This window comes from Arthrobacter sp. NPDC057013, assembly GCF_042674585.1.
GTDB lineage: Bacteria > Actinomycetota > Actinomycetes > Actinomycetales > Micrococcaceae > Arthrobacter.
In genome coordinates, this window is sequence record NZ_JBHUSE010000004.1 from 203,228 (window position 1) to 224,386 (window position 21,159).

Sequence of the window (21,159 nt, forward strand, 5' to 3'; positions counted from 1 at the left end):
GTCAGGCCTTCCCCGATCCCGTCGGTGCGTTGCGAGCGACCCATTCGAGAATGCTTTCGGCAACTTCAGGCCAGCCGCCGTCGATGGTCAGGGAATGGCCACGGCCGGCAAACTCAAGGTGCTCGGTGACGGACGATTCATTCTTGGCATACATTTTGAGGACCTGCTGCGTGACCACCTTGGGCACTGTGTGGTCCTCCGTGCCCGAGGTCAGCAGCAGCGGCCCGCGGACGGCGTAGTGGGTATCGACGGCCGCAGGGGAGTGGCGGTGGAAATTTGCCGTTGCGTCCTGGAAAAGCGGGCGTCCCGGGCCCGGAATGGTCCACTGTTGGTGGAGCCGGTCCGATTCCTCCTGGCGGATGGCGTTGCCGAAGCTGTAGCGGAACTGCTCGGCCGTCAGCGAAACGGCCCGCTTGCGGTTCGCCGGATTGCCCAGCACCGGCAAAGCGGATTTCAGCTGCGAGAACGGCAGTGCCGTGACGCCCTTGATGGGTGCGGAATCTATGACGACGGCGGCCGCGACCAGATTGTTGGCCAGCAGTTCCTGCGCGATGAGCCCGCCGAAGGAATGCCCGATGGCGATGGGCTTGGCTTCCATCCCGGCCAACTGCCGCGCATAGTGCCGATAGATTGCCTCAATGCCGACGTCGTTAAGAGCATCGGCATTCATGCGCGTGCCCTCAACGGTATCGGCGTCCCCCGGCCAGCCCGGGGCACTCGCGGTGTAACCGCGGGCACGGAAAAGTTCGAGCCATGGGTTCCAGGAACTGGCATGGAGCCAGAGTCCGTGTATGAAGACAACGGACTGCTGTGCGGAAGGAGGGGTCTCTGGCATGGTCTCTTCTTTCCCTGCGAACGGCGTCTTCGGCATGATCGGGGCTGCAGCGGATTCAGGGCCGCGGCCCTGCGGCGGACGCTGGTTTAAGCGTGCTCCGGGCGGTGGCTCAATGGCTAGAGCCGTATCGGGGAATATATGCACGGGTGAGCGGGTCGGTCACAGACTCCGGCCGCCGAAGCCTCACGTGTGAATGTCGTGCGCCGTCGCGGGACTGGCAAGTCCGATCCGTTGGACGCGCACCGGGTTGCCGCAGCCGCGCTCCCCGTGGAAGAGGAGCTGTTACGTTGACCGCATTGCTTCGACTCAATGCTTTGGGCTTGGGTGCCCGCCAATCCTTGTCCGGAACACAGATACTTGAGGTCTCCCGGTGCCGGCCCCCAAACAACCACTCGTGCTGTCAGTTGCCCCGCCACGAACAGTGTTCGTGACCAGCGCGAAGGCGCCTGTGGCGATCGCAGCGGCCATTGCGCTCCTCAACCGAAGACCAGCCGCCACGGACGGTCCGCCCGCCAGCCGCCATGGGTTCCATGGTGTCGTGTCGCTCATGATGAGTCCTCCCCGCCAGGCAACGCCCGGCGTGTCAGGCTAACCGTGGATCCACCGTTATTCAGCCAGTCCCTGCCTGCCCGCCTGGAGATGGTCTTGGTCTGTGGCCGCGGTGGAGGACCAATGCGGAAGAGGGAGCAGTTTGTAGGTACTGGCAGTGGCGCGGCTGATGCCTAACCCGGGCAAGTCGGATTTCGGCACGGCGCCGGCAGCCCGCTGGGCTAGCTCGGGCCGCCGTTCCGGGTGTGAGCATCTTCGTGCGCCCCTTAGAGGCGCCGCGCTGCTGGCAGGACGATGCCGTTCGCGGTCGGTTCGGGCCGCTCGCTCACTCGGCCGCCTTGTGGGCTTTGGCACGGGCCTCGATGACCTTCACGGAGTTGTGGAAGGCCTTCACGAGGACGCTCTTGCCGATGCTTGCCACAACAACTTCCAGGAGCCGTCCGCGCAGGTTCTTACCCTCACGGACTGCGGTGTAGTCCACGGTAGTCGTGCCGTCCGGGTTCACGCTGAGGTCGTAGGTGTGCCCGGAGTTTCGGCCCCATGCGTTTGAATCGGTGGTGGTTAGAACGACGTGCCTCGGGTTCGACCAGTCGTAGTGCAACCGCTCCCAGACTCCGCTGGAGCCCTCGGTCACGTCGGCCTGGGTTTTCCCGCGGTCGTGAACCTGCAGGTACTTGTCGGCACTGTTGCCGAAGAGCTCTGCGCGGCCGGGGCCGAAGTCGGTCAGGGCGGCGATGAACTGTTCGGGAGTTGCACTCGTGTTCTCGTGCAGCTTGATGGTGGTCATTTTTTCCTTCCTTCATTCTCAATGCGGCTCCAGGGGTCTTGCCGGCGGCATCTGCGTGCCCGCCGATGTCAGCGCTGCGCGGAGCGGACTTGCCCGCGTCAGTTTCCTCCGAGGAGTTGTTGGCCGCGTGATGTGCACGGCCAGCGCGGCAACATCGGCCGGTCCGACGAGGCGGCATCGGCGAGGTGGTGCGGAGCTGGCTGCGGCGCTCGTCGAGGCCAGCGCCGAGGAGCGAGGCGGACAGTGGTGTGTCGACGAAGCCTGCGGCGATCAAGTTCACCCGGGCGGGCGCGATCTCCAGGGCCAGGGTGGCCGCCAAGGCGGGAAGTGCGGGTATGACGGCCGAGATGATCCCGATACCGGGGCCCGGACCGCGGCCCCCGGTCCCGCTCATGAACAGCAAAGTCCCCCCTGGCCGGACTCTGCCGGGGGCGCAGCGGGCGACGCCGAGCATCAGCATCACGGACGCCCCCAGGGCGTGGCGCGCCTGGTCGAAGTCCATGACCGTAGGGGGTGCATAGGAGGGACCTCCGGCGGTGACCATGACGTGGTCCACCGGTGCCAGGAGATATTCAAAGAACCCGGCGAGGGCGTCCTGGTCGCTGGCGTCGAATGCCGCCGTGCCCAGCGCGCCGAGCTCGTTTGCCGCGTCCTGAAGCTTCCGCCGTCACGGCCGCCGAGAATGACCTCGGCGCCCTCGGCCTTGGCACGCCGTGCCGTCTCCAAACCGGTGCCGGCGCTTCCGCCTATCACCACCACGGTTTGCCCCGGCAATTCCGGCTCGCGTCTGGCTGCCGGGCCGGCGGCTTCGCTGCTCATCGGATCGCCTTTCTTCAGTCCGCGATGGATGGTCCCGCGCTGACTGCCGTGGATGCTGCCGCGATTTGCCCGCGGAGTGCCTTCAGCGCGGAGACGTAAATTTCCGAGAACGTCGGGAACGGCTGGATCGTGTCGCTGAGGATATCCAGCGGGACATGGGCCCGGATGGCCAGTGTGGCCTGCTGCAGCCACTCGCCGGCCTCGGGGCCGAGCGCATACGCGCCGGTCAGCCGTTCGCCGTCGCTGAGGAGGGTCAGGAAGCCGTTGCTTTCGGCGTAGGCACGCGTATAGGTCGCCGTCTTGGACACCTGCGAGACCGGCACCGTCACGCTGAAGCGGCCCTCGGCCGCGCCCACCGCCGCCGCCTGGGGGTCCGTGTAGGTGACCCGCGGAACGGCATCGTAGTTTGCTTCCCGCGGTTCCCCGAGAATGTTCGCCGCGACGACATCTCCCTGGTACTTGCCGACGTGAGTCAGCGGCCAGATCCCGGTGACGTCACCGATCGCCCACAGCCCGTCGGCCACGCGCAGGTGAGCGTCGACGGGGACTCCGTGGCCGTTCGGCTCGATGCCGACGGTTTCCAGGCCGATGCCGCGGACCCGGGGTCGCCTGCCCGTGGCCACGAGCAACCGGTCACCGCGCAGTTCGCGCCCGTCATTGAGGGCCAGGACGAAGTCTTCGCCGTCGCGACGGGCAGCGGAGGTGCTGGCGGACAGGACCAGCTCAATGCCCTCGCTGTGGAAAACGTCGCCGAGTGCCTCGCCCAGGGGCGCCGGCTCCCGTCCGAGGACGTGATCGGACCGGTCGACGAGGGCCACCTCGCCACCGAGCCGGTGCACGGCCTGGGCTATTTCGACGCCGACCGGGCCGCTACCGAGGATGAGCAGGCGGCGGGGGACTGCCTTCATGGAGGTCGCCTCGCGGCTGGTCCACACCCCCTGGAGTTCGCGCAGGCCAGGGACCGGGGGAACGACGGGATCGGCGCCGTTGGCGAGGACCACGTGGCGGGCGCTGTGCCGGACGCCGTCGACCTCGACGACGCCGGGACCGGCAAGGCTGCCGGTGCCGCGCAGCAGGTCGATGCCGTTATCGGCCAGCCAGCGTTCCTGTCCGGCATCGGAGTAATCCGAGACCATGAAGTCGCGCCAGGCAAGTGCGGCCTTGGCGTCGACCTCGGCGGTGGCGGCTGCCTCGCGGGCCGCATGGACCGCCTCCCCGGGTCGCAGCAAGGTCTTGGACGGGATGCACGCCCAGTACGAACACTCCCCGCCCACCAGTTCCCGTTCCACTACGGCCACGCGCAGCCCGCCCTCTGCGAGGGCGCCCACGCAATGCTCCCCTGGCGAACCGCCGCCGATGACGATCACGTCGTAGTCGCTGTTCATGTCGGCAACTCCTCCCCGGCATGCTCGCGCACCATGTAGAGCGCGTACCAGTCGGGCCAGTTCGGATCTTCTTGGCCTGTGCGTTCCTCGTGCTTGCCGTGGGCTTCCGCGGCCCGCCTCAGGGCTTCGGCAAGTTCGGCCGCGGATTCGTAGGTCGTGGCCATCAGTCTCTCCTTTCAGTGCTCAGCTCAGTGCTCAGCGTTCAGCGGCCCGGGAGCCGTGTCTTGATCTCTTGGAGGATCCAGCCGTTGCCGTCCGGATCGCTGAACGATGCGAACGAGCCGTAATCCCGGTGTCCCTCAGCCGGTCCTTCCAGGCGTCCTTCGTTTCCGGCATGGTGAAAGACACCGGTGCGGTCGTGGAACGCCTCGCTGACCTCGACCCCGCGCGCGATGAGGTCGGCCCGGGCCTCGTTGATGTCATACACCGCCAGGTGCAGCCCCTGCAGCGAGCCCGGCGGGGCTGAGGTGACTCCCTCACCAAAGATGATGGAGCAGCCCGAACCCGGGGGCGTGAACTGCATCAGCCGGTAGCCGTCCTCGACGGCCGCTTCGGCGTCGGACCGCCACCCCAGCCCCGCGTAGAAGTGCTTGGCCCGGTCAACGTCGGAGACCGGCACGACAACGACCTCGAGCCTGAACTCCCCGGGCCTCACCGGGGGGCTGCCCGCCACACCTTGTTTGCTTTCTTCGACAGTACTCATCGCGGCCTCCCTCAGTCGGGCGCGCCATGAAAGGGCGGCACCGGACTCACCGGCGACCCGGGAAGGCATACCTGCGGCGGGCACCAGCCCAATGCAGCAGGGCTTGCGTTGCGGGGGTCGCCATGCGCTCTTCCTTGTCGCCCCCCAGCCGTTCTTCGGCCAGGGACGCTGCCCTCGGGACCCCAGAGTGGCCTCGTCGGCGGTGGAAGTCAAGGGGGGTGGACTACCTGCCGGATGCGGGGACCACCCGGCCTTGGACGCAGGGAAACGCCAATGCCATTTCCCCTGCCCTTCCAACGGGTTCCCCTTGTGACTTCCCGCAATCGGAGTATGGTCGCAGCCATGGAAAGTACGGGGGTGGCCGCCCCCGAACGGGCGCGCCCGGCACGTCACCGGTTGACCAGACCGCCCCTGGACCGGCCTCACTGGCCCGGCGACGGGCTGAAACAGTTGCAGTAGTAACCGGAGGCCAGCCACTTCCCGAACCGCCCCGAGGGCCGAACGTTTCGGCAGGCCCTGGCCGGATCTTCGGGATCGGGGCATGTTCACAGAGGAACCGATTGACATGACATCCGCGCTGAACTTCAACGTTTTCGGCTCGCCGGAGAAGCCTCTGGCGGGGGACAGGCCCCGGCCGTTCGGCCCGCCGATGGCCTGGGACCCGATGACTTCGACGCTGATCTACGGCGAGCACGACGCCGTCCTGGTGGACCCGCTCACCACCGTCACCGAGGCTGAAGCGCTGGCCGCGTGGGTCAACCTTCACCACCGCAACCTCACCACGATCTACATCACCCACGGTCACCTCGACCACTTCGCGGGTCTGAGTGTGCTGCTGCACCACTTCCCCGACGCACGCGCCATCGCCACACCGAAGACGGTGGAACTGGCACGCCACCAGCCGGTGGCGTTCTACCGCAAGCTCCTGCCCGGCCAGCTGCCGGCCGCGATCACGCTGCCCGGGCCCTACCCTGAGGAGGTCTTCCACCTCGAGGGCCACGAACTGCGCATCATCGAGCAGGGCCACACCGACGCGCCAGACAGCACCTCCCTGCACGTGGCCTCGATCGACCTCCTCGTCGGCGGCGATGTCGTCTACAACCAGTGCCACCAGTACGTCGCCAAGCTCACCCCCGAGATCGGCGAGAACTGGACTGCCGCGCTGGACCGGCTGGCGGCGCTGAACCCGAAGACCGCGGTCGCCGGGCACAAAAAACCCGGCGCCCCGGACACGCCGGAAGCCATCACATGGACGAAGCGCTACCTCACCGACTTCAGCCGCCTGAAACAGGAGACCTCCAATGACCGGGAGCTGTTCGACGCCATGGGCCGGCTGTATCCGGACTGGGCCGCCCACCAGGCGTGGCTGATGTTCGGCCTGGCCTGACAGCCTCCACCGAGGTATTCACGACGCGCCGCGGAGGAGTGTTGGCCGGGGCGAAGGAGATCACCGTCGGCCAGGGGAGCGGACTCCAGATGCGCAGGGCCGTAAATGAGCTGATCTGGCTAAGGAGCACCAGCGCACGTTCCCGAGTATGCGAAGACCAAGCCCGGAATTGAGGCCCGCTCAGGCTGGGCGCGGCCACGCCGGTCACCTGATCAAGGCATCGGCACCACGACCAAGGGAGTGACCGTGTCAGGAAGCAATCCCGACCCGTATGAGGATAAGGTCACCGGCTTGGAGTCGGGAAGCGGAGTGCCGCCAGGCGAGACCCCTCCGGCCGAAGCCTCGACAGCCGGGCCGATTGGTCACGATGAGAACGGCACAAAGAAGGGCACCCAGATCCTCTGGATGGCCGCCATCGCGGCAGTGGTCCCGTTGCGGCAGATGTACTTTGTCGGTTACATCGTGGGATTACTGGACTAGCGCTCGCCCGTCCCCCAGATGCTGTCGTCCGGCGGGTCCAGACGGGTTGAGGTGCCAAAGTCAGGGTTCCCAAACAGGACCGGCAAACCTAGCATGAATCTTGAGAGCCGATGCGTTGAGATACCGCGATGAACCGTGATCCGGGTCCGCGACCTCCACGAGGTAGTGCTCATCCTTACATCAGAACCAGCAGCCCCCACGGATCGACCGGTGGTATCCATGGACGGCCCGCGCAGGTCGTTAGGCCAGATTTGTCTTATCGAATGCGGACTAATCCCATGAAAGGAGCAGCAATGAACGGCAACGGCAAGGGAACAGCAGTGTCAGGCCTCACGGACCGGCTCCGGCACAGCGTCAACAACCCCCTCACTTCAACAGACTTCGACTTCGCCGCGGTCCTCGACGACGTACTGGGTACTGTCGGTCTCAGCGTCAAGGACGCCGGCGGGAACGTGCGGTTCTACGGCGGGGCCGACCCGCTGATCGCCAGCCCGTTCCGCTTCGCGTCGGCGGCCGCGGTAGCGCTCGGCGCCAAAGGTGTTGCCGCTTCAGCGCTCTGGCGCGACCGAGGCGGCGGCGACCAGGACATCGCCATCGACGTTCGGAAGGCGTTCCAGCGGTTCTCCGGATTCGCGGACGGGCGCTGGGAACAGATCAACGGCCGGCCGCCGTCGGTTAAAGGGAACAAGTACAACCCGTTCGGTGAACTGCCGTTCTTCCGTGCCACCCGGGACGGGCGGCATGTGGTTGCGCTCAACGTCTACCCGGGGCTGCACCAAAAGGCACTGACGCTGCTGGACTGCGCGGACAACGGCAAGGCAATCAACGAGGCCATCGCGAAGCGGGACGCCGACGAGCTAGAGGCAGCGGCCGCCGATGCCGGCATCATCATCGCCAAGGTGCGCTCGACCGAGGAGTTCCTCCAGGAGCCGCAGTACCAGCAGGTGTTGCAGCACATGCCACTCATCTCCGTCGAGAAGATCGCCGACGGCGACCCGCAGCCGCTGGCGGCCGGTGCGTCTACGCCGCTGGAAGGCATCCGGGCCCTGGGAATGGGGCATGTCATTGCCGGCTCGGGGATGGGCCGGGACCTGGCATCCTTCGGCGCCGACGTTCTGAACGTGTGGCGGCCCGATGACAGTGAAGTAGAAATGTTTTATTGGGACACCCAGGTCGGCATGCGCTCGACGTACCTGTCGGATACCGGCGACGACCGTGCCAAGCTGGATGAGTTGCTGCGCGAATCGGACGTCTTCTTCTCCAACCGCCACCCCGGACACCTTGAACAGGTCGACCTGACCGCGGACAAGGTCGCGGCCGGCCACCGGGGCCTGATCCACGCTCAGGTGCTGCTGCACGGCGCCGAGGGGCCATGGGCGACACGCCCCGGATTCGACGAGATCGGAGCCTGCGTCAGCGGTATCTTCGCCCTCGGAGGCACCCTCGAAGACCCGAAGATGCCACCGATGCTGCCCATCGTCGATAACATTGTCGGCTGGTTCGGCACGGTCGGGATACTGGAAGCGCTCCGCCGCCGAGCCGTCGAGGGCGGCTCCTACCGCGTCCGGGTCTCACTCACCCGCATCTGTCTGTGGCTGATCTCCCTGGGGATCTTCGACAAGGAGTTCGCCGCCGCCACAGCAGGGAGCAGTGCAGAACACATGGCCATCCCGCCCGAACTGTTCACCGCACAGACCCCCCTCGGGATCTATCAGGGAATGACCGATCAGATCGAATTCACCTCCCTGCCGCAGGGATTCACCACCACGGTGCTGCAGCCAATGGGCGCCGACCAGCCGGAATGGTTGCCGCTCGCAGCAGCGCAACCGGCCTGAACCGCAGGGGACACCATGATCTGAGGGGGCACTTCAGGCGCGTTGCGTCAGGCCATGCTGCGATTTCGCCACTAATCCCAGATCCCAGAGCGCCGGTCGGCCTCCATGTTGCGGGAGCAGCATGGTCAGGCTGGGGGATGGGCAGAACCCGGAGAGCGGGTTCTGCCCATCGGCCTTTTTCAAGTCGTGGCCGTGCTGTTCCGAAGGGCTTCGGAGCACGACGTGCAGCAATGGCGGAGCGTGGCAGGGGCTTCCTCTGTTAGGAAGTCCCTGCCGGTCCAGCTACTCTTTCGATCCCTTGATGCTGCGGCGCTAGGGCGTCGAGGGCGTGGGCCCGCGGTGCTCCGACGCCGGTCCGGCCGCGAAGCCCCTGAGTTGGAAGCCTGCTGTCAGGAGCAGAACGCCGAACAGGAAGGCGAACGCTGCCAGCAGTCCAAGGAGGCTGAGGATGCCGGCGCCCGGGAGGATGAGGACGTACAGGCCGAACAATGCGGTCACAATACCGCTGGCCAGCCAGGCCCACCAGGACGTCAACATCTTCTTCGCCTCCACGGAGAGTGCGATCTGGGTTACGCCCAGAACGAGGGCCCACGCGCCGATCACCACTGCCAGCGACACGGCTGTGGCGCCCGGCCAAATGAAGGCGACGATGCCCGCGAGCACGGACACGATCCCTCCGACCAGTTCCCAGGCGGACCGGCGGGGGCGGTCGGAGAAATAATGGACGATGTTCGCGATTCCATCCACTCCGGCATAGAAGCCGAACAGATAAATCAGGGCCAGGACGGTAACGCCAGGCCAAAGCATCACAGCGATCGCGAAGAGGATGGCGAGGGCGCCGCGGACGAACAGCGCAGTACCCGCTCCCTCGAAAGGTCTCTGTTCCGCAAAGTCGGACATGATTTCACCTCACGGTGCTACTGAATCTTTTATGTGAACTGGCCACGCCTGTCAGCGTAGCGTTGGGGCGACGGCCGGAGCCTTCTCGCCGCGTGCCGGCGTCTGGGACGTTCCTCGGCCACCCGAAGAACTGCCCGGCCAGCTTCAAGGGGGATGCGGTCTCCCCTCTCCAGTATTGACCTTTAGGCACCGAAACCATAGAGGCAGGCGAAACGTCCTGCAGCCCGAACTTCCCCACCACGCCGCACAGTCGGTTTGATCCCTTTAGAAGTCCAAGCTCGAGAGCAGGCCTGGCGCCGCAGCGCATACGGCGGCCAGGCCCGGTGGGCAATGGGCAGGCAAGAGACCCGCCGCCCCGCACGCGTAGGAATCCGAGCCGGGCTGTGAGCCACGGTGAGAGCCCGTCCACTGCCGGGTGGTCCATGTCCGGATAGGCGCCGAACGGCCCGAAGAGGATGAGGGCGTTCAACACTTGGCCATGGATCACTCGTTTCCCGAGCCGGCCAGGGGTGGATGCGGGAAGAGCGGGACCACATCTGCGCTCACCTAGTTTGGAATGAAACCTGCAAACTTATGTATGAAAACAACATAATGCTGTTACTCTGGGTTTGCACCTAGAGAGAGTGAGCCATGATGCTTCTCGAAAGAGACCTCATCCAGTCCGTCGGTTTCCGCAACGTCAGCGAGGACGGACGCGTGACCGGCTTCCAGTTCCGGATCCGGATGCCTTCCTACCGAGGCATGACCGCTTCGCTGATCGACGGTATAGCTGTCCGCATCGGAAACATCGTCGACGTCGGTCCTGATGTTCCGCTTTGGACGCTCGGCGGCCGGACCTACACGCTGCAGCAGCTCTGGGAGAGTGACGGCGTGCGCTGGCCCCTTGAGGAAGCCGCTGTGGTCACCGTGCCTTTCGACGGCGGCCTTCCGCAAGGTGTCCACCAGCTCACCGTCGAGCTGCGGCTCCGGATGTCCTACATACCGGTCGAACACCAGCCGACCGTCCACCGTTTCAGTCGCGCTGTGACGCTGGCCCCTGAAGGGGGCGAAGGCACGTTCCGCTACGGCGTTTCCCTCTACAGCTTCATGGGCGACTACGGCACGGTCATGGACCTCGAAACGGCACTGGCATCAGTTGCCGACGTCGGCGCCAGCGGCGTCGAGATTCTCGGTGAGGGGCACATCCCCCACTATCCGGAACCTTCCCCGGGCTGGATCGACAACTGGTTCAGCCTGCTCGAGAAGTATTCGCTGGAGCCCACGAACTACGGTTCCTGGATCGACACACGCCTGCACCCGGGCCGGGGCATGACCGCCGTCGAGGGTGCCGCCGCGCTCCAGCGGGACCTGCGGCTTGCCGGCGAGCTCGGTTTCCGCTTCGTGCGGCCCAAGATTGGAGTTGTTTCCAGCGACCTGGTTCCTGACCCGATCTGGACCGAATCCGTGGAACGCTCCCTCGACCTGGCCCACGAGCTGGGCATCATCGTCTGCCCCGAGATCCACTCACCCACGCCAATCAGGCACCCCGTCGTTGATGACTACATCAGTCTCATCGAGCGGACCGGTACCAAGAACTTCGGACTCCTGATCGACACGGGGATCTTCCAGGACCGGCCCATCCCGCTGCGCGAAGGCGAGACACGCCAAACCCGCCCGGCCTTCCTTGACGGCATTGGCGTCAACCCGGCCGACTTCAAGGACATCGCGAAATACGTGGTGTTCATCCAGGCGAAGTTCCACGACATCAACGAGCAGCTGGAAGACCAGCAGATTCCATGGCGGCCCGTGCTGCAGGCCATCAAGGACTCCGGCTACACCGGGTACTTGTCCAGCGAATACGAGGGCGAACGCAGCCCTTGGCGCTCCCTCGAACAAGTCCGGCGCCAGCATGCCCTCATCCGGCGCATCGTCGACGAACTTGTCTGACCAACCCGCAAACCACCAGCAAAGAGTGAACCCATGCCCAACGGACTCATTGACGAATCAAGCCTGCGCAGGCATCCCGACGGCCTCGCGCTGTGCCTAACACTTCCCTGGTACCGAAGCCTATGGCTGTCGTCGGTGTCCACGCTGAAGCTCGTTGTGGACGGCGAGGAAATACCGACAGAGGACTTGTCCCTCGAACTCGGTGGTATCCGATACCCGCTCCCAGATCTTCCGGAACAAAGCGAGACGCTCTGGTTCCTCCAGGAACATCCGCTCCTGATCGCACGGAGGAATAACCCTGTCTCCTTGGGGGACCGGCATCAAATTTCAGTGATCGGCAAACTGCGCCTGCCCTACATGCAAATCGCCCCGGGCGAGGACGGCCACCCCGGAACCTACGTGCCGAACTTCGTTTATCAGGAATTGGAGCTGACGGTGACGGACCGGCAGGCTCCCGGTCCGGAAACGACTGTTGCCATGGCTCCGCCACCTCCCAAGGCACAGGACGATCCGTTCTCACTGGGGCTCACCCTTTACTCCGCCAGCGCCGAGTTCCGGGCCGGTTGGTACGACTTCGACGGGCTGCTGAATCGCGTCGCGGAGCTCGGCATCGGCCCCGGCATCGAGATTGTGGCCTCCCAGGTCCTCCCCGCCTACCCGCACGTGACAGATGAGTTCGCCCGCTCATGGCAGGCCGCATTCGACAAGCACGGCTTCACCGCAAGCTCGTTTGGTGCCAACCTGGATATGGGCCGGCGACGCGACCGCGACATGACGCCGGACGAGGAATATGGGTTCACCGAGACGCTGTTCCACGGCGCAAAAAAGCTCGGCTTCCCGCTCGTCCGCATCCAGAGCGCCAAGCCGGACCTGCTGCGCCGGCTCCTCCCGCTCGCCGAGAACCTCGAACTCAAGCTCGCCTACGAGATCCATGCGCCGCTGGGACCAAACTCCCCGGAGATCATGAAGGTGCGCGAGGTTTTCGCGGAGCTTGATTCACCGCTGCTGGGCTTTGTCGCCGATTTCTCCTCGACCATGCACAGCATGTCGCCCACGCTCCTCCGGGCCGTCCGCCGCGCTGGCCTTGACGGCGAGGCCGTGGAAAGGCTCCAGGCCATCTGGGGCACTGATGAGCCGATGCGGGCCCGGCAGGAGGAGTTCATTGGCTACCTCAAAGGCCGCGGTTTCGATCCCGCCCGGCTGGGCTCCTTCGCCCACCTCGCGTTCAACATGCATGGCCACGTCAGCCCGGGGGAGTGGGCAGACATTATGCCCCAGATCCTGCACGTCCACGCCAAGTTCTACGACATTGACGAACGCGGCAACGAGCCCGCCATCGACTACCCGGAACTGGTCCGCGTGTTCGTCGAGGGCGGCTACCGCGGCTATTGGTCCAGCGAATGGGAAGGCCATGCCTTTGCTGAGCTTGGTGAAGTGGACCCGCTGCTGCTGGTGCGGAAGCAGCACGACCTTATCCGCAAGAGCATGCGGTCCGTGCCGGCCTCAGCCTAGACAGTCCAAATGGCGCGGCATGGCCCCGGCGGTGAAACCCCGCCGGGGCCTTGGCCCTTTAAGGCGTGTCCCTGGCTGCCGAATCCGACACGAATGTCTGGGGCCGCCTTGAACAGCCCCCGCAGCGACTCCAGCCCGGCCCGCCAGGAACCTGCATGATCTGGCGTTCGCCGGAGTGGCTGCCGAGCGGCTCTCATAGGTGCCCATCAAGGGAAGCTCTGTGATGTCTTCCATGCTGATTATTTCCCGAACGGCATTGTCGGAGGAGAAGGTGACGGCAACCAACCCATCGGCCGCAGAGTGAGGAAGCCGCGCCGAGCACCATCGCGTCATTGATTGGGTCGGTTTGCGCCATCCTCCGCCACCATGGTGTGGTGCAGCATGGACCGGACCTGGCTCCTGGGTCGCCTCGTTCACATCTCACTGGTTGATCAGCACATCCGGCGAAACCAGCAGGCCGAGGACGAACCTGAAAAGCGAAGCGCGCATCATGGCGCGTTCTTTCAGGGCGGATTAGAGTCACCCGGCCCTGCCATTGAAATCCGATATGCCGACCTTCATCGTCAGGCAAACTTGATGCACCGTTCTGCGAACCTCCGTCCGACTTATGTCTGTCATCGGCAATACTTATGTGCTTTTTCTGCACATCTCCTTCATACTGATTTGAGTGACCGGGATCACCGCTCCTACGTTCTTCGACAATGAAGTCTGAAAGGCTGAACATGACACAGCACCGACGCTCCCTGGGTTTGAAAGTTGCCGGCGCCCTTGCCGTTCCTACCCTGGCTGCCCTCGCCCTGACCGGCTGCTCCTCCTCTGCCGGCAGCGCGTCCTCATCCGGCGGTTCGAAGGAGTTTTCCCTCTCCTTCGCAACATCCAACACGATCGAAAGCCCGTTCCAGAAGCTGGCTGAGGACTACATGAAGTCGCACCCGGACGTGAAGATCACGTTCAACCCCCAGCCCAACGACTCCTATGACCAGACGCTGCGAACCCAGCTCCAGGCCGGGAACGCGTCCGACGTCGTCGTCACCGCGCCGGGCTCAGGTACCGGGCGCAGCATCCTCCCGCTGGTGGACGCAAACTTCCTGGAACCTTTGGACGACGCCGCCAAGACCCAGATTCCGGTGGGCAGCGAGGCGCTCTTTGGCAAGGACGGCAAGGTTTACGGCCAGGCCGCGGAGATTACCGTGGTGGGCCTGGTCGCCAACGAGACCGCCGCCAAGGCGGCCGGCGTCACCGAATTTCCCACCGACTTTGCCGCCCTTCAGGATCAGTGCAAGACCCTCGAATCTTCGGGCAAGTCTTTCTTTGCCGTCGCCGGCTCCGCAGCACCCAACACGGGCTTGATGGCCATGTCCCTCGCCGCCACCCGCGTGTACGCCGAGGACCCGAAGTGGAACGAGAAGCGCACGGCCAAGGAAACCACGTTCGCGGACTCCGCAGGCTGGAAGGAAGCCCTTGAGGCCGTTGTACGGCTGAACGATGCGGGCTGCTTCCAGAAGGGCGCCGCCGGTGCCGGCTTCGATGCCATCACCAAGGGCCTTGCCAGCGGAACCTCGCTCTCCGGATTCATTCCCGCGCCGAGCTGGAAGCAGCTGAAGTCCGCCGCGGCAGATTCCGACTTCAACGTCCGGGCGCTTCCTGCCGACCGGAGCACGGACAAGGGCTTCGTCTACGCCAGCGCCAACTACGCCTTCTCCATCAACGCCGCCTCCAAGAACAAGGAAGCCGCCAAAGCGTTCCTCGATTGGGCTGCCCAGCCCGAGCAGACCAAAACATTTGCCGACATCGACGGCGCTCTCCCGGTAACCGGTCTGGATAAGTACGACTTCAAAGCCAGCGCCTACAAGAACGTCGGGGACCTGATCAAGGACCGCAACTACGGCCCGCTGCCAAACAGCCAGTGGCCCAACTCCGCCGTCTACGACGCACTCGCCACCGGCGTCCAGGGACTCATCACCGGTCAGAAGAGCCCCGATGACGTCCTCAAGGCCATGGACGCGGCCTGGGGATAAACGGATCCTGACAACCAACGTTTTACCGGCCCAACGGGACAAGCAAGGAAAATCATGACTGCGACGATGCAACCGAAGACGGAAGCAGCCAAAGCACCCCGGCGGGGCCGGCGCGCCCCGGGGGCGGGTGAAACCATCCGTCCCCGGGGCAGGGGCCTCGAGTTTGGCCATTGGTGGTGGGCGCTGCCGGGGATCGCCCTGGTCATCGCCATCCATTACGTGGCCACGGGTATCGGCGGCTTCTTCGCCTTCACCAACTGGACCGGCATCGGCGCGTTCAAGATCGTCGGCTGGCAGAACTTCGAAGCCATCTTCAAGGACCCCACCAAGGTCGGTGCACTGACCAACACCCTCTTCCTGGCTTTCGGTTCGGTGCTCCTGGGCAACATCGCAGGACTCATCATTGCCCTGGGCCTGAACCGGGTGCTGAAAACGCGGTACATCCTCCGCACCCTGTTCTTCATGCCGGTGGTGCTCAGCCCCTTGGCCACCGCTTACATCTGGAAGTACATCTTCGACTTCGACGGACCTGTAAACGTCTTCCTCAAATCCATTGGGGCCGGTGACCTCGCCAGGCCCTGGCTCGCTGACCCGCAGTGGGCCATCTGGACGGTCCTCGTGGTTCTGGTCTGGTCCTCCACGGGTTTCGCCATGGTGATCTTCATGGCAGGCCTGGCCGGTGTTCCGGTCGAAGTGGAGGAAGCAGCCGCGAGCGACGGCGCCAACCTGTGGCAGCGCTTCCGCTATGTCACGCTGCCCGCCATCCGGCCCGCCGTCGCGATTGCCACTACGCTGGGCATCGTCCAGGGCCTGCGGGTCTTTGACCCCATCATGGCCCTGACCGGCGGTGGCCCGGCCGGTGCCACTGAGACCCTGGCCACCCAGGTCTATAAGCAGGCGTTCGCCCTCGGCAACTTCGGCGGCGGAGCCGCCCTGGCCCTGGTGCTGGCCGTCATCATCCTGATCTTCGCCGTTCTCCAGCAGCGGCTGACCCGGCAGAACCCTGAGGACTAAGACATGTTCCGCTACACCAAGCTCACCCTTCTCCGTGAAGTCGGCCTCTGGGCCCTGGCCCTGGTCTTCCTGGCACCGTTCTACTTCCTGGTCACCACTGCCCTGAAGCCGGACAGCGAGATGTACACCACCTCGCCCCTGGCGCCGCCCAAAAGCCCGGACTTGAGCAGCTTCGTAGACGTCCTGACGGCCACCGGCAACTCCAATGTCTTACTGGGCCTGGTCAACAGCACCATCATCACTGCCGGTGCCATCGTGGGACTGATCGCGCTGGGGTCCCTCACCGGCTACGTCATCTCCCGCCGGACCCGGCGCTGGAGCAAGGGCGCCTACTACCTCTTCCTGGTGGCCATCATCCTGCCCGGCCAGCTCGGCGCCGTTCCCCTCTACATGGGGGCGCGCGCCCTCGGCCTCACGGGCTCGGCCTGGGGCCTGATCATCCTCTACACCGGCATGCTCCTGCCGCTTTCGATTTTCCTCTACGCGAACTTCTTCCGCGGTCTCGGCAGGGACTTCGAGGAAGCAGCCACCATCGACGGCGCCAGCAAGTCGCAGATCTTTTCCAGGGTTGTGTTCCCCATGATGGCCCCCGCCACCGGAACGGTCACCATCTTCGCCGGCCTCATCGTGTGGAACGACTTCTTCACCTCGCTGATCTTCCTGGGAGGTTCCGCCAATCAGACCCTGCCCGTGGCCATGTACTACTACATCGGATCGCTGGTCTCGCAGTGGAACTCGATCTTCGCCATCGTGATCGTGTCCATGATCCCCATCCTTGCGTTGTTCCTGTTCGCGCAGAAGCGCTTCATCCAGGGCTTCTCCGGTGGCCTGAAAGGCTGACCGGCAATACCTGACAACCGCGCGGCGTTCGAACGCTTCGTGGAACTCATCTACGCCCAAAAGCGGGTCCGTGAAGCGTTCGACTACCTCGCCGCGGACGGCTAAGTCCAGCACAATGCCACCATCCAGGACGGTCCCGAGGCGGCCGTCACGGAGGACGGCCGGACGGTGGAGCACCGGGACGTACTCCAGCCCGTTCCGGACGGCGCCGTCCACGATCACCACATGTTCTAGCAAACCATTTTCATCAGATCCGTCAGGAGATATCCATGTTCCGACTTGCGCCAAATATTGATCTTTTGTTCAGCGAAGCCGGCCAAAGCGCCGCCGATCGTGTGCGGGCCGCAGCCGCTGCCGGCTTTGACGCGGTCGAAATGTGGGGTCCTACCGGCAAGGACATCCCGGCCCTGAAGGCAGTCCTTGAGGAAACCGGCGTCCAGCTCACGGCCCAGTTGGCCGAACCGCGGATGCAGTTCATGATCCCGCCCAAGGACCACGCGCCGTTCTACACGGGCCTCGATGCCGGCGTTGAGGTGGCCCGGCAGCTCGGCTGCCCGCGGATCGTGGTGGGCAGCGGCACCGGATTCGGCGGCCGGAAGCGCCAGGACCAGCTCGACGAACTGATCGAGATCTTCACCCGCGGGGTCGCCCACATTGCAGGCTCCGGTATCACCCTGGTCCTTGAACCGGTGAACATCCGGGTGGACCACCCGGGCGCCCTGCTGGACCGGACGGCCGAGGCCGTCTACGTGGCCAAGGGCGTGAACTCGCCGGACTTCGGCGTCCTCTACGACCTGTACCACTCCACGGTGGAGGGCGAGGACGTGGCCGCCGAGCTCGCCAACGCCGGCGATCTCATCAAGTACGTGCAGATCGCAGACGCGCCCGGCCGCGGCGAGCCTGGCTCCGGCTCCATTGACTGGGCCGCCCGGCTCACCGACCTGGAGAACAGCGGCTACACCGGCCCCGTGGGATTGGAGTATTACCCGACGATTGATTCCGCGAAGTCTGTCCGGCGCATCCAGGAACTGGTGGCCGGGCGGTGAGCAGCAACCGGTATCCGGCGGCCGTCGACGTCGCCATCGTCGGCAGCGGCCCCACGGCATCGGCCTATGCCCGGATCCTGAGCGAGGAAGCACCCGGCGCCACCATCGCCATGTTCGAGGTCGGCCCCACCGTCAGCGACCCGCCCGGGGCGCATGTCAAGAACATCGCGGACCAGCAGGCGCGCAGTCTCGCGCAGCGCGCCTCGGAAGGCCCAGGGGCCGGCGCCGCCACGGTGAACTCACCCGGCGCCGTCAAAGCCGGCGAACGCCGGGCCCGTCCCGGCACCTACCTGCTGCAGGACGGCTACGTCTTGCCCGGTGAAGACGGCATGCCTGTCGCGGCCATGTCCAGCAACGTCGGCGGCATGGCCGCGCACTGGACGGCGGCCTGCCCGCGCCCGGGCGGCAAAGAGCGGATTGCGTTCCTGCCCGACCTGGAGCAGCTTCTCGACGACGCAGACCGCCTGCTCGGCGTCACCACACGCGCCTTCGACGGCGCCCCCTTCTCGGACCTCGTCCGCGAACGGCTCGCAGCCGCCGTCGACGAAGGCCGCGACCCCGCCTTCCGCGTCCAGCGCATGCCCCTCGCTGTCCACCGGCGCCAGGACGGCGGCCTCGTCTGGTCAGGCTCCGACGTCGTGATGGGGGACGCAACGCGGAACAACCCGCAGTTTGAACTCTTTGATGAGTCGCTGGTGACCCGCGTGCTGGTGGAGGACGGTGTGGCGGCCGGCATCGAAGTCCAGGACCGCCGCACCGGCGACACATCCCGGGTGGCCGCCCGCTACGTGGTGGTGGGCGCCGATGCCCTGCGCACGCCGCAACTGCTGTGGGCCTCCGGCATACGGCCCGCGGCCCTGGGCCGCTACCTCAATGACCAGGCGCAGGTGGTGTTCGCCAGCCGGCTGCGCGACGTCACGGCAGACGATGCGCCGCAGGCGGCGGACGGCGCACTCAGCGAGCAAAGCGGCGTCGCCTGGGTTCCCTACACCGACGGCGCGCCCTTCCATGGCCAGATCATGCAGCTGGACGCGTCCCCGGTTCCACTGGCCGAGGATGACCCGGTGCTGCCGGGCTCCATAGTCGGGCTGGGCCTGTTCTGCGCCAAGGACCTCCAGCCGGAGGACCGGGTCGCGTTCGATGACGGTGCCCGCGATTGGTATGGGATGCCCGCGATGCGCATCCACTACCGGCTCACCGACCGCGACCATGAGGTGTTGGAACGGGCCAAGCAGGAGATCGTCAGGCTGGGCAAGGCGGTGGGGGATCCGCTCGACGAGCGGCCCTTCGTCCTGCCCCCGGGTGCCTCGCTGCACTACCAGGGCACCACTCGCATGGGCGCGTTCGACGACGGCACAAGCGTCTGCTCGGCGGACAGCCAGGTGTGGGAGGTTCCCGGCCTCTTCGTGGCGGGCAACGGTGTTATTCCCACCGCCACCGCATGTAATCCAACCCTGACGGCGGTAGCGCTCGCCGTTCGCGGAGCTCGAAAAATGGCCCGCGACATCAGCAGCGCTTTAGTTATGTCAGAATCAGACATTAGAATGAGTAAATAATGAATAAGTGTAGTGGAGCGCTTCCGCTCCAGCACACCCAAGGCATGCCGAAGACAAGGAGGTCTCGATGATCGCCGACCGCATTATCGAGCAGGGAACACTCACCACCCAGGACGGCCGCACCGCCGTCGAAGTCCGCATCCCGTGGTACCGCGCCCTTCCGGGCTCATGCATCGCCGGCGCGGCGCTGACGGTCGATGGCGTGGCAGCACCCGAGGACTCGCTGCGCTGGTCCATGAACGACCGCACGTTCAGCTTCGCGGAGCTTGTGGAGGAGACCGGCGAATGGTGGTACCCGCTGGACTCCGCAGTCCTCTCCGGCGACCTTCCCGTGGATGACCCGCAGGCCGAGCACGAGGTCCGCGTGGACCTGAAGCTCTATATCCCCTACATCATCACCGACCACGGCGTGCTGCACATCGAAGAGCACGACACCAAGACCATGAAGGTGGCACAGCGATGACCAGCCTCGGCACGCCGATCCAGGGCGTCACCCTCTACAGCTTCACCCGCGCCTTCCACGGCCGGCAGTACGATCTCGAGGGCCTGATCCGGAAGGTCGCCGCCGAAGGCTTCGGCCCCGGGCTCGAAATCATCGGCTTCTCCAGCCTGCGCGGCTTCCCTGACCGCCTCGACGATAACTTCGTGGGGCACTTCCGCGACCTCGTGGCCGAGGTGGACCTTGTTCCCACCTCCCTCGCGGTGAACGTGGACACCGGCATCCGCCGCGACCGTCTCATGAACCACGACGAACTGGTCGAATACATGCGCAAGCAGATCGAGGCGGCTTCCCGGCTCGGTTTTCCGATTGCCCGGGTCCAGATCTCACTGACCCCCGACGCCATGGAAAGCCTGCTGCCCGTCGCCGAGCAGTACGGCGTGACCCTCGCGCTGGAAGTCCACGCGGACCAGCACGGCGCCCACGAACGCGTCCTCGCACTGCGCGACCGCTACGAGAAACTCAACTCGCCGCTGCTGGGCTTCACCGCCGACTGGGGTGCCACCGTCACCGGCTTCGCACCCTCCCTGCTGGAGGCCTACCGCCGCCGCGGCGCTTCCGAGGAACTGCTCCAGCAGGTGGTTCAGATGTGGAACGGCTTTTACGCCGAAGGACCGCCCAACACACAAAGGATCCACGGTGAACGCTTTGGAGCCTTCATCGGACTGGCGGCCCGCAACGGCCGGCCGGACCTCGGCATCGACTTCGCCATCAACGGGACCGGCCTCTTCGGTCCGGCACCGCTGGACACCTGGCTGGAAATCATGCCGTGGGTCCGGCACGTGCACGGCAAGTTCTTCGGCATCGACGAGAACGGCGAAGAGCCCTCCGTGCCGGTCCGCGGCCTGGTGCGCCAGCTCGTGGAGAACGGCTACTCCGGCGCGATCTCGAGCGAATACGAAGGCTGGCACTGGAACAACTGGCAGGACCCGTTCGAGATCATCCGCGGTGAGCAGGCCGTCCAGCGCTCCGCTGCCACGGACGCCGGAACCGCCATGATCACCGAAGCCTCCGAGGGCCGCCGCATCCTCGGCAGCCACCTCGCCCAGCCCGTCCGCGGCTGATAAC

The 21,159-nt window shown here is 65.4% G+C and carries 18 protein-coding genes and 1 pseudogene; 12 read left to right on the top strand and 7 right to left on the bottom strand.

The features are described from left to right. Position 1: 1 nt before the first annotated feature. The 6 genes and pseudogenes from ACFTSA_RS08180 to ACFTSA_RS08205 form a co-directional block, all read right to left on the bottom strand. On the bottom strand, positions 2-835 hold the full coding sequence (locus tag ACFTSA_RS08180; RefSeq protein WP_377950773.1) for an alpha/beta hydrolase: 834 nt from the start codon (positions 833-835) through the stop codon (positions 2-4). A gap of 874 nt (positions 836-1,709) precedes the next feature. Then, the gene (locus tag ACFTSA_RS08185; protein ID WP_377950774.1) at positions 1,710-2,171 is read right to left on the bottom strand and encodes a hypothetical protein; all 462 of its coding nucleotides are present in this window, start codon (positions 2,169-2,171) and stop codon (positions 1,710-1,712) included. A gap of 235 nt (positions 2,172-2,406) precedes the next feature. Next, positions 2,407-2,799: pseudogene (locus tag ACFTSA_RS08190) on the bottom strand (SDR family oxidoreductase); the annotation flags it as partial. Between the two features lie 205 nt (positions 2,800-3,004). Continuing rightward, complete coding sequence (locus ACFTSA_RS08195; protein ID WP_377950775.1) at positions 3,005-4,375, bottom strand: dihydrolipoyl dehydrogenase family protein; 1,371 nt, start codon at positions 4,373-4,375, stop codon at positions 3,005-3,007. After that, on the bottom strand, positions 4,372-4,539 hold the full coding sequence (locus ACFTSA_RS08200; protein WP_377950776.1) for a hypothetical protein: 168 nt from the start codon (positions 4,537-4,539) through the stop codon (positions 4,372-4,374). The genes ACFTSA_RS08195 and ACFTSA_RS08200 overlap by 4 nt, the downstream gene beginning before the upstream one ends. A gap of 38 nt (positions 4,540-4,577) precedes the next feature. After that, positions 4,578-5,078: a VOC family protein gene (locus tag ACFTSA_RS08205; protein WP_377950777.1), complete on the bottom strand. Its 501-nt coding sequence runs from the start codon at positions 5,076-5,078 to the stop codon at positions 4,578-4,580. A gap of 565 nt (positions 5,079-5,643) precedes the next feature. Between ACFTSA_RS08205 and ACFTSA_RS08210 the strand changes: the two genes are divergently transcribed. The 3 genes from ACFTSA_RS08210 (at position 5,644) to ACFTSA_RS08220 (ending at position 8,780) form a co-directional block, all read left to right on the top strand. Continuing rightward, positions 5,644-6,465 carry an MBL fold metallo-hydrolase gene (locus tag ACFTSA_RS08210; RefSeq protein WP_377950778.1) on the top strand — a complete coding sequence of 274 codons (822 nt, stop codon included), beginning with the start codon at positions 5,644-5,646 and terminating at the stop codon, positions 6,463-6,465. A 246-nt stretch (positions 6,466-6,711) separates the two neighbouring features. After that, complete coding sequence (locus ACFTSA_RS08215) at positions 6,712-6,945, top strand: DUF6480 family protein (RefSeq protein WP_377950779.1); 234 nt, start codon at positions 6,712-6,714, stop codon at positions 6,943-6,945. Positions 6,946-7,223: 278 nt separating this feature from the next. Beyond that, positions 7,224-8,780 carry a CoA transferase gene (locus ACFTSA_RS08220; RefSeq protein ID WP_377950780.1) on the top strand — a complete coding sequence of 519 codons (1,557 nt, stop codon included), beginning with the start codon at positions 7,224-7,226 and terminating at the stop codon, positions 8,778-8,780. 312 nt (positions 8,781-9,092) lie between these two features. On the opposite strand, the gene ACFTSA_RS08225 is transcribed toward ACFTSA_RS08220, so the two are convergent. Beyond that, positions 9,093-9,680 (bottom strand): HdeD family acid-resistance protein, encoded by a 588-nt coding sequence (locus tag ACFTSA_RS08225; RefSeq protein ID WP_377950781.1) that lies wholly within the window; start codon positions 9,678-9,680, stop codon positions 9,093-9,095. Positions 9,681-10,313: 633 nt separating this feature from the next. On the opposite strand from ACFTSA_RS08225, the gene ACFTSA_RS08230 reads away from it, so the two are divergent. From ACFTSA_RS08230 to ACFTSA_RS08270, 9 genes are all read left to right on the top strand, one after another. Further along, positions 10,314-11,606, top strand: a complete 1,293-nt coding sequence (locus ACFTSA_RS08230; protein WP_377950897.1) for a DUF6379 domain-containing protein — start codon at positions 10,314-10,316, stop codon at positions 11,604-11,606. A gap of 33 nt (positions 11,607-11,639) precedes the next feature. After that, on the top strand, positions 11,640-13,118 hold the full coding sequence (locus ACFTSA_RS08235; RefSeq protein ID WP_377950782.1) for a DUF6379 domain-containing protein: 1,479 nt from the start codon (positions 11,640-11,642) through the stop codon (positions 13,116-13,118). Between the two features lie 722 nt (positions 13,119-13,840). Next, on the top strand, positions 13,841-15,136 hold the full coding sequence (locus ACFTSA_RS08240) for an ABC transporter substrate-binding protein (protein ID WP_377950783.1): 1,296 nt from the start codon (positions 13,841-13,843) through the stop codon (positions 15,134-15,136). A 54-nt stretch (positions 15,137-15,190) separates the two neighbouring features. Continuing rightward, positions 15,191-16,150, top strand: a complete 960-nt coding sequence (locus ACFTSA_RS08245) for a carbohydrate ABC transporter permease (RefSeq protein ID WP_377950784.1) — start codon at positions 15,191-15,193, stop codon at positions 16,148-16,150. 3 nt (positions 16,151-16,153) lie between these two features. Then, positions 16,154-16,990, top strand: a complete 837-nt coding sequence (locus tag ACFTSA_RS08250) for a carbohydrate ABC transporter permease (protein WP_377950785.1) — start codon at positions 16,154-16,156, stop codon at positions 16,988-16,990. Positions 16,991-17,259: 269 nt separating this feature from the next. After that, on the top strand, positions 17,260-18,036 hold the full coding sequence (locus ACFTSA_RS08255) for a TIM barrel protein (RefSeq protein WP_377950786.1): 777 nt from the start codon (positions 17,260-17,262) through the stop codon (positions 18,034-18,036). Next, positions 18,033-19,592 carry a GMC oxidoreductase gene (locus ACFTSA_RS08260; protein WP_377950787.1) on the top strand — a complete coding sequence of 520 codons (1,560 nt, stop codon included), beginning with the start codon at positions 18,033-18,035 and terminating at the stop codon, positions 19,590-19,592. The genes ACFTSA_RS08255 and ACFTSA_RS08260 overlap by 4 nt, the downstream gene beginning before the upstream one ends. A 67-nt stretch (positions 19,593-19,659) precedes the next feature. Continuing rightward, positions 19,660-20,055: a DUF6379 domain-containing protein gene (locus tag ACFTSA_RS08265; RefSeq protein ID WP_377950788.1), complete on the top strand. Its 396-nt coding sequence runs from the start codon at positions 19,660-19,662 to the stop codon at positions 20,053-20,055. Then, complete coding sequence (locus tag ACFTSA_RS08270; RefSeq protein WP_377950789.1) at positions 20,052-21,155, top strand: sugar phosphate isomerase/epimerase family protein; 1,104 nt, start codon at positions 20,052-20,054, stop codon at positions 21,153-21,155. The genes ACFTSA_RS08265 and ACFTSA_RS08270 overlap by 4 nt, the downstream gene beginning before the upstream one ends. Positions 21,156-21,159: the final 4 nt, after the last annotated feature.

What these genes read in the sequence shown, in the direction of transcription:
- ACFTSA_RS08180 (WP_377950773.1), bottom strand. Translation starts at nt 835, where the DNA reads ATGCCAGAGACCCCTCCTTCCGCACAGCAGTCCGTTGTCTTCATACAC.
- ACFTSA_RS08185 (WP_377950774.1), bottom strand. Translation starts at nt 2,171, where the DNA reads ATGACCACCATCAAGCTGCACGAGAACACGAGTGCAACTCCCGAACAG.
- ACFTSA_RS08195 (WP_377950775.1), bottom strand. Translation starts at nt 4,375, where the DNA reads ATGAACAGCGACTACGACGTGATCGTCATCGGCGGCGGTTCGCCAGGG.
- ACFTSA_RS08200 (WP_377950776.1), bottom strand. Translation starts at nt 4,539, where the DNA reads ATGGCCACGACCTACGAATCCGCGGCCGAACTTGCCGAAGCCCTGAGG.
- ACFTSA_RS08205 (WP_377950777.1), bottom strand. Translation starts at nt 5,078, where the DNA reads ATGAGTACTGTCGAAGAAAGCAAACAAGGTGTGGCGGGCAGCCCCCCG.
- ACFTSA_RS08210 (WP_377950778.1), top strand. Translation starts at nt 5,644, where the DNA reads ATGACATCCGCGCTGAACTTCAACGTTTTCGGCTCGCCGGAGAAGCCT.
- ACFTSA_RS08220 (WP_377950780.1), top strand. Translation starts at nt 7,224, where the DNA reads ATGAAAGGAGCAGCAATGAACGGCAACGGCAAGGGAACAGCAGTGTCA.
- ACFTSA_RS08225 (WP_377950781.1), bottom strand. Translation starts at nt 9,680, where the DNA reads ATGTCCGACTTTGCGGAACAGAGACCTTTCGAGGGAGCGGGTACTGCG.
- ACFTSA_RS08230 (WP_377950897.1), top strand. Translation starts at nt 10,314, where the DNA reads ATGCTTCTCGAAAGAGACCTCATCCAGTCCGTCGGTTTCCGCAACGTC.
- ACFTSA_RS08235 (WP_377950782.1), top strand. Translation starts at nt 11,640, where the DNA reads ATGCCCAACGGACTCATTGACGAATCAAGCCTGCGCAGGCATCCCGAC.
- ACFTSA_RS08240 (WP_377950783.1), top strand. Translation starts at nt 13,841, where the DNA reads ATGACACAGCACCGACGCTCCCTGGGTTTGAAAGTTGCCGGCGCCCTT.
- ACFTSA_RS08245 (WP_377950784.1), top strand. Translation starts at nt 15,191, where the DNA reads ATGACTGCGACGATGCAACCGAAGACGGAAGCAGCCAAAGCACCCCGG.
- ACFTSA_RS08250 (WP_377950785.1), top strand. Translation starts at nt 16,154, where the DNA reads ATGTTCCGCTACACCAAGCTCACCCTTCTCCGTGAAGTCGGCCTCTGG.
- ACFTSA_RS08255 (WP_377950786.1), top strand. Translation starts at nt 17,260, where the DNA reads ATGTTCCGACTTGCGCCAAATATTGATCTTTTGTTCAGCGAAGCCGGC.
- ACFTSA_RS08265 (WP_377950788.1), top strand. Translation starts at nt 19,660, where the DNA reads ATGATCGCCGACCGCATTATCGAGCAGGGAACACTCACCACCCAGGAC.
- ACFTSA_RS08270 (WP_377950789.1), top strand. Translation starts at nt 20,052, where the DNA reads ATGACCAGCCTCGGCACGCCGATCCAGGGCGTCACCCTCTACAGCTTC.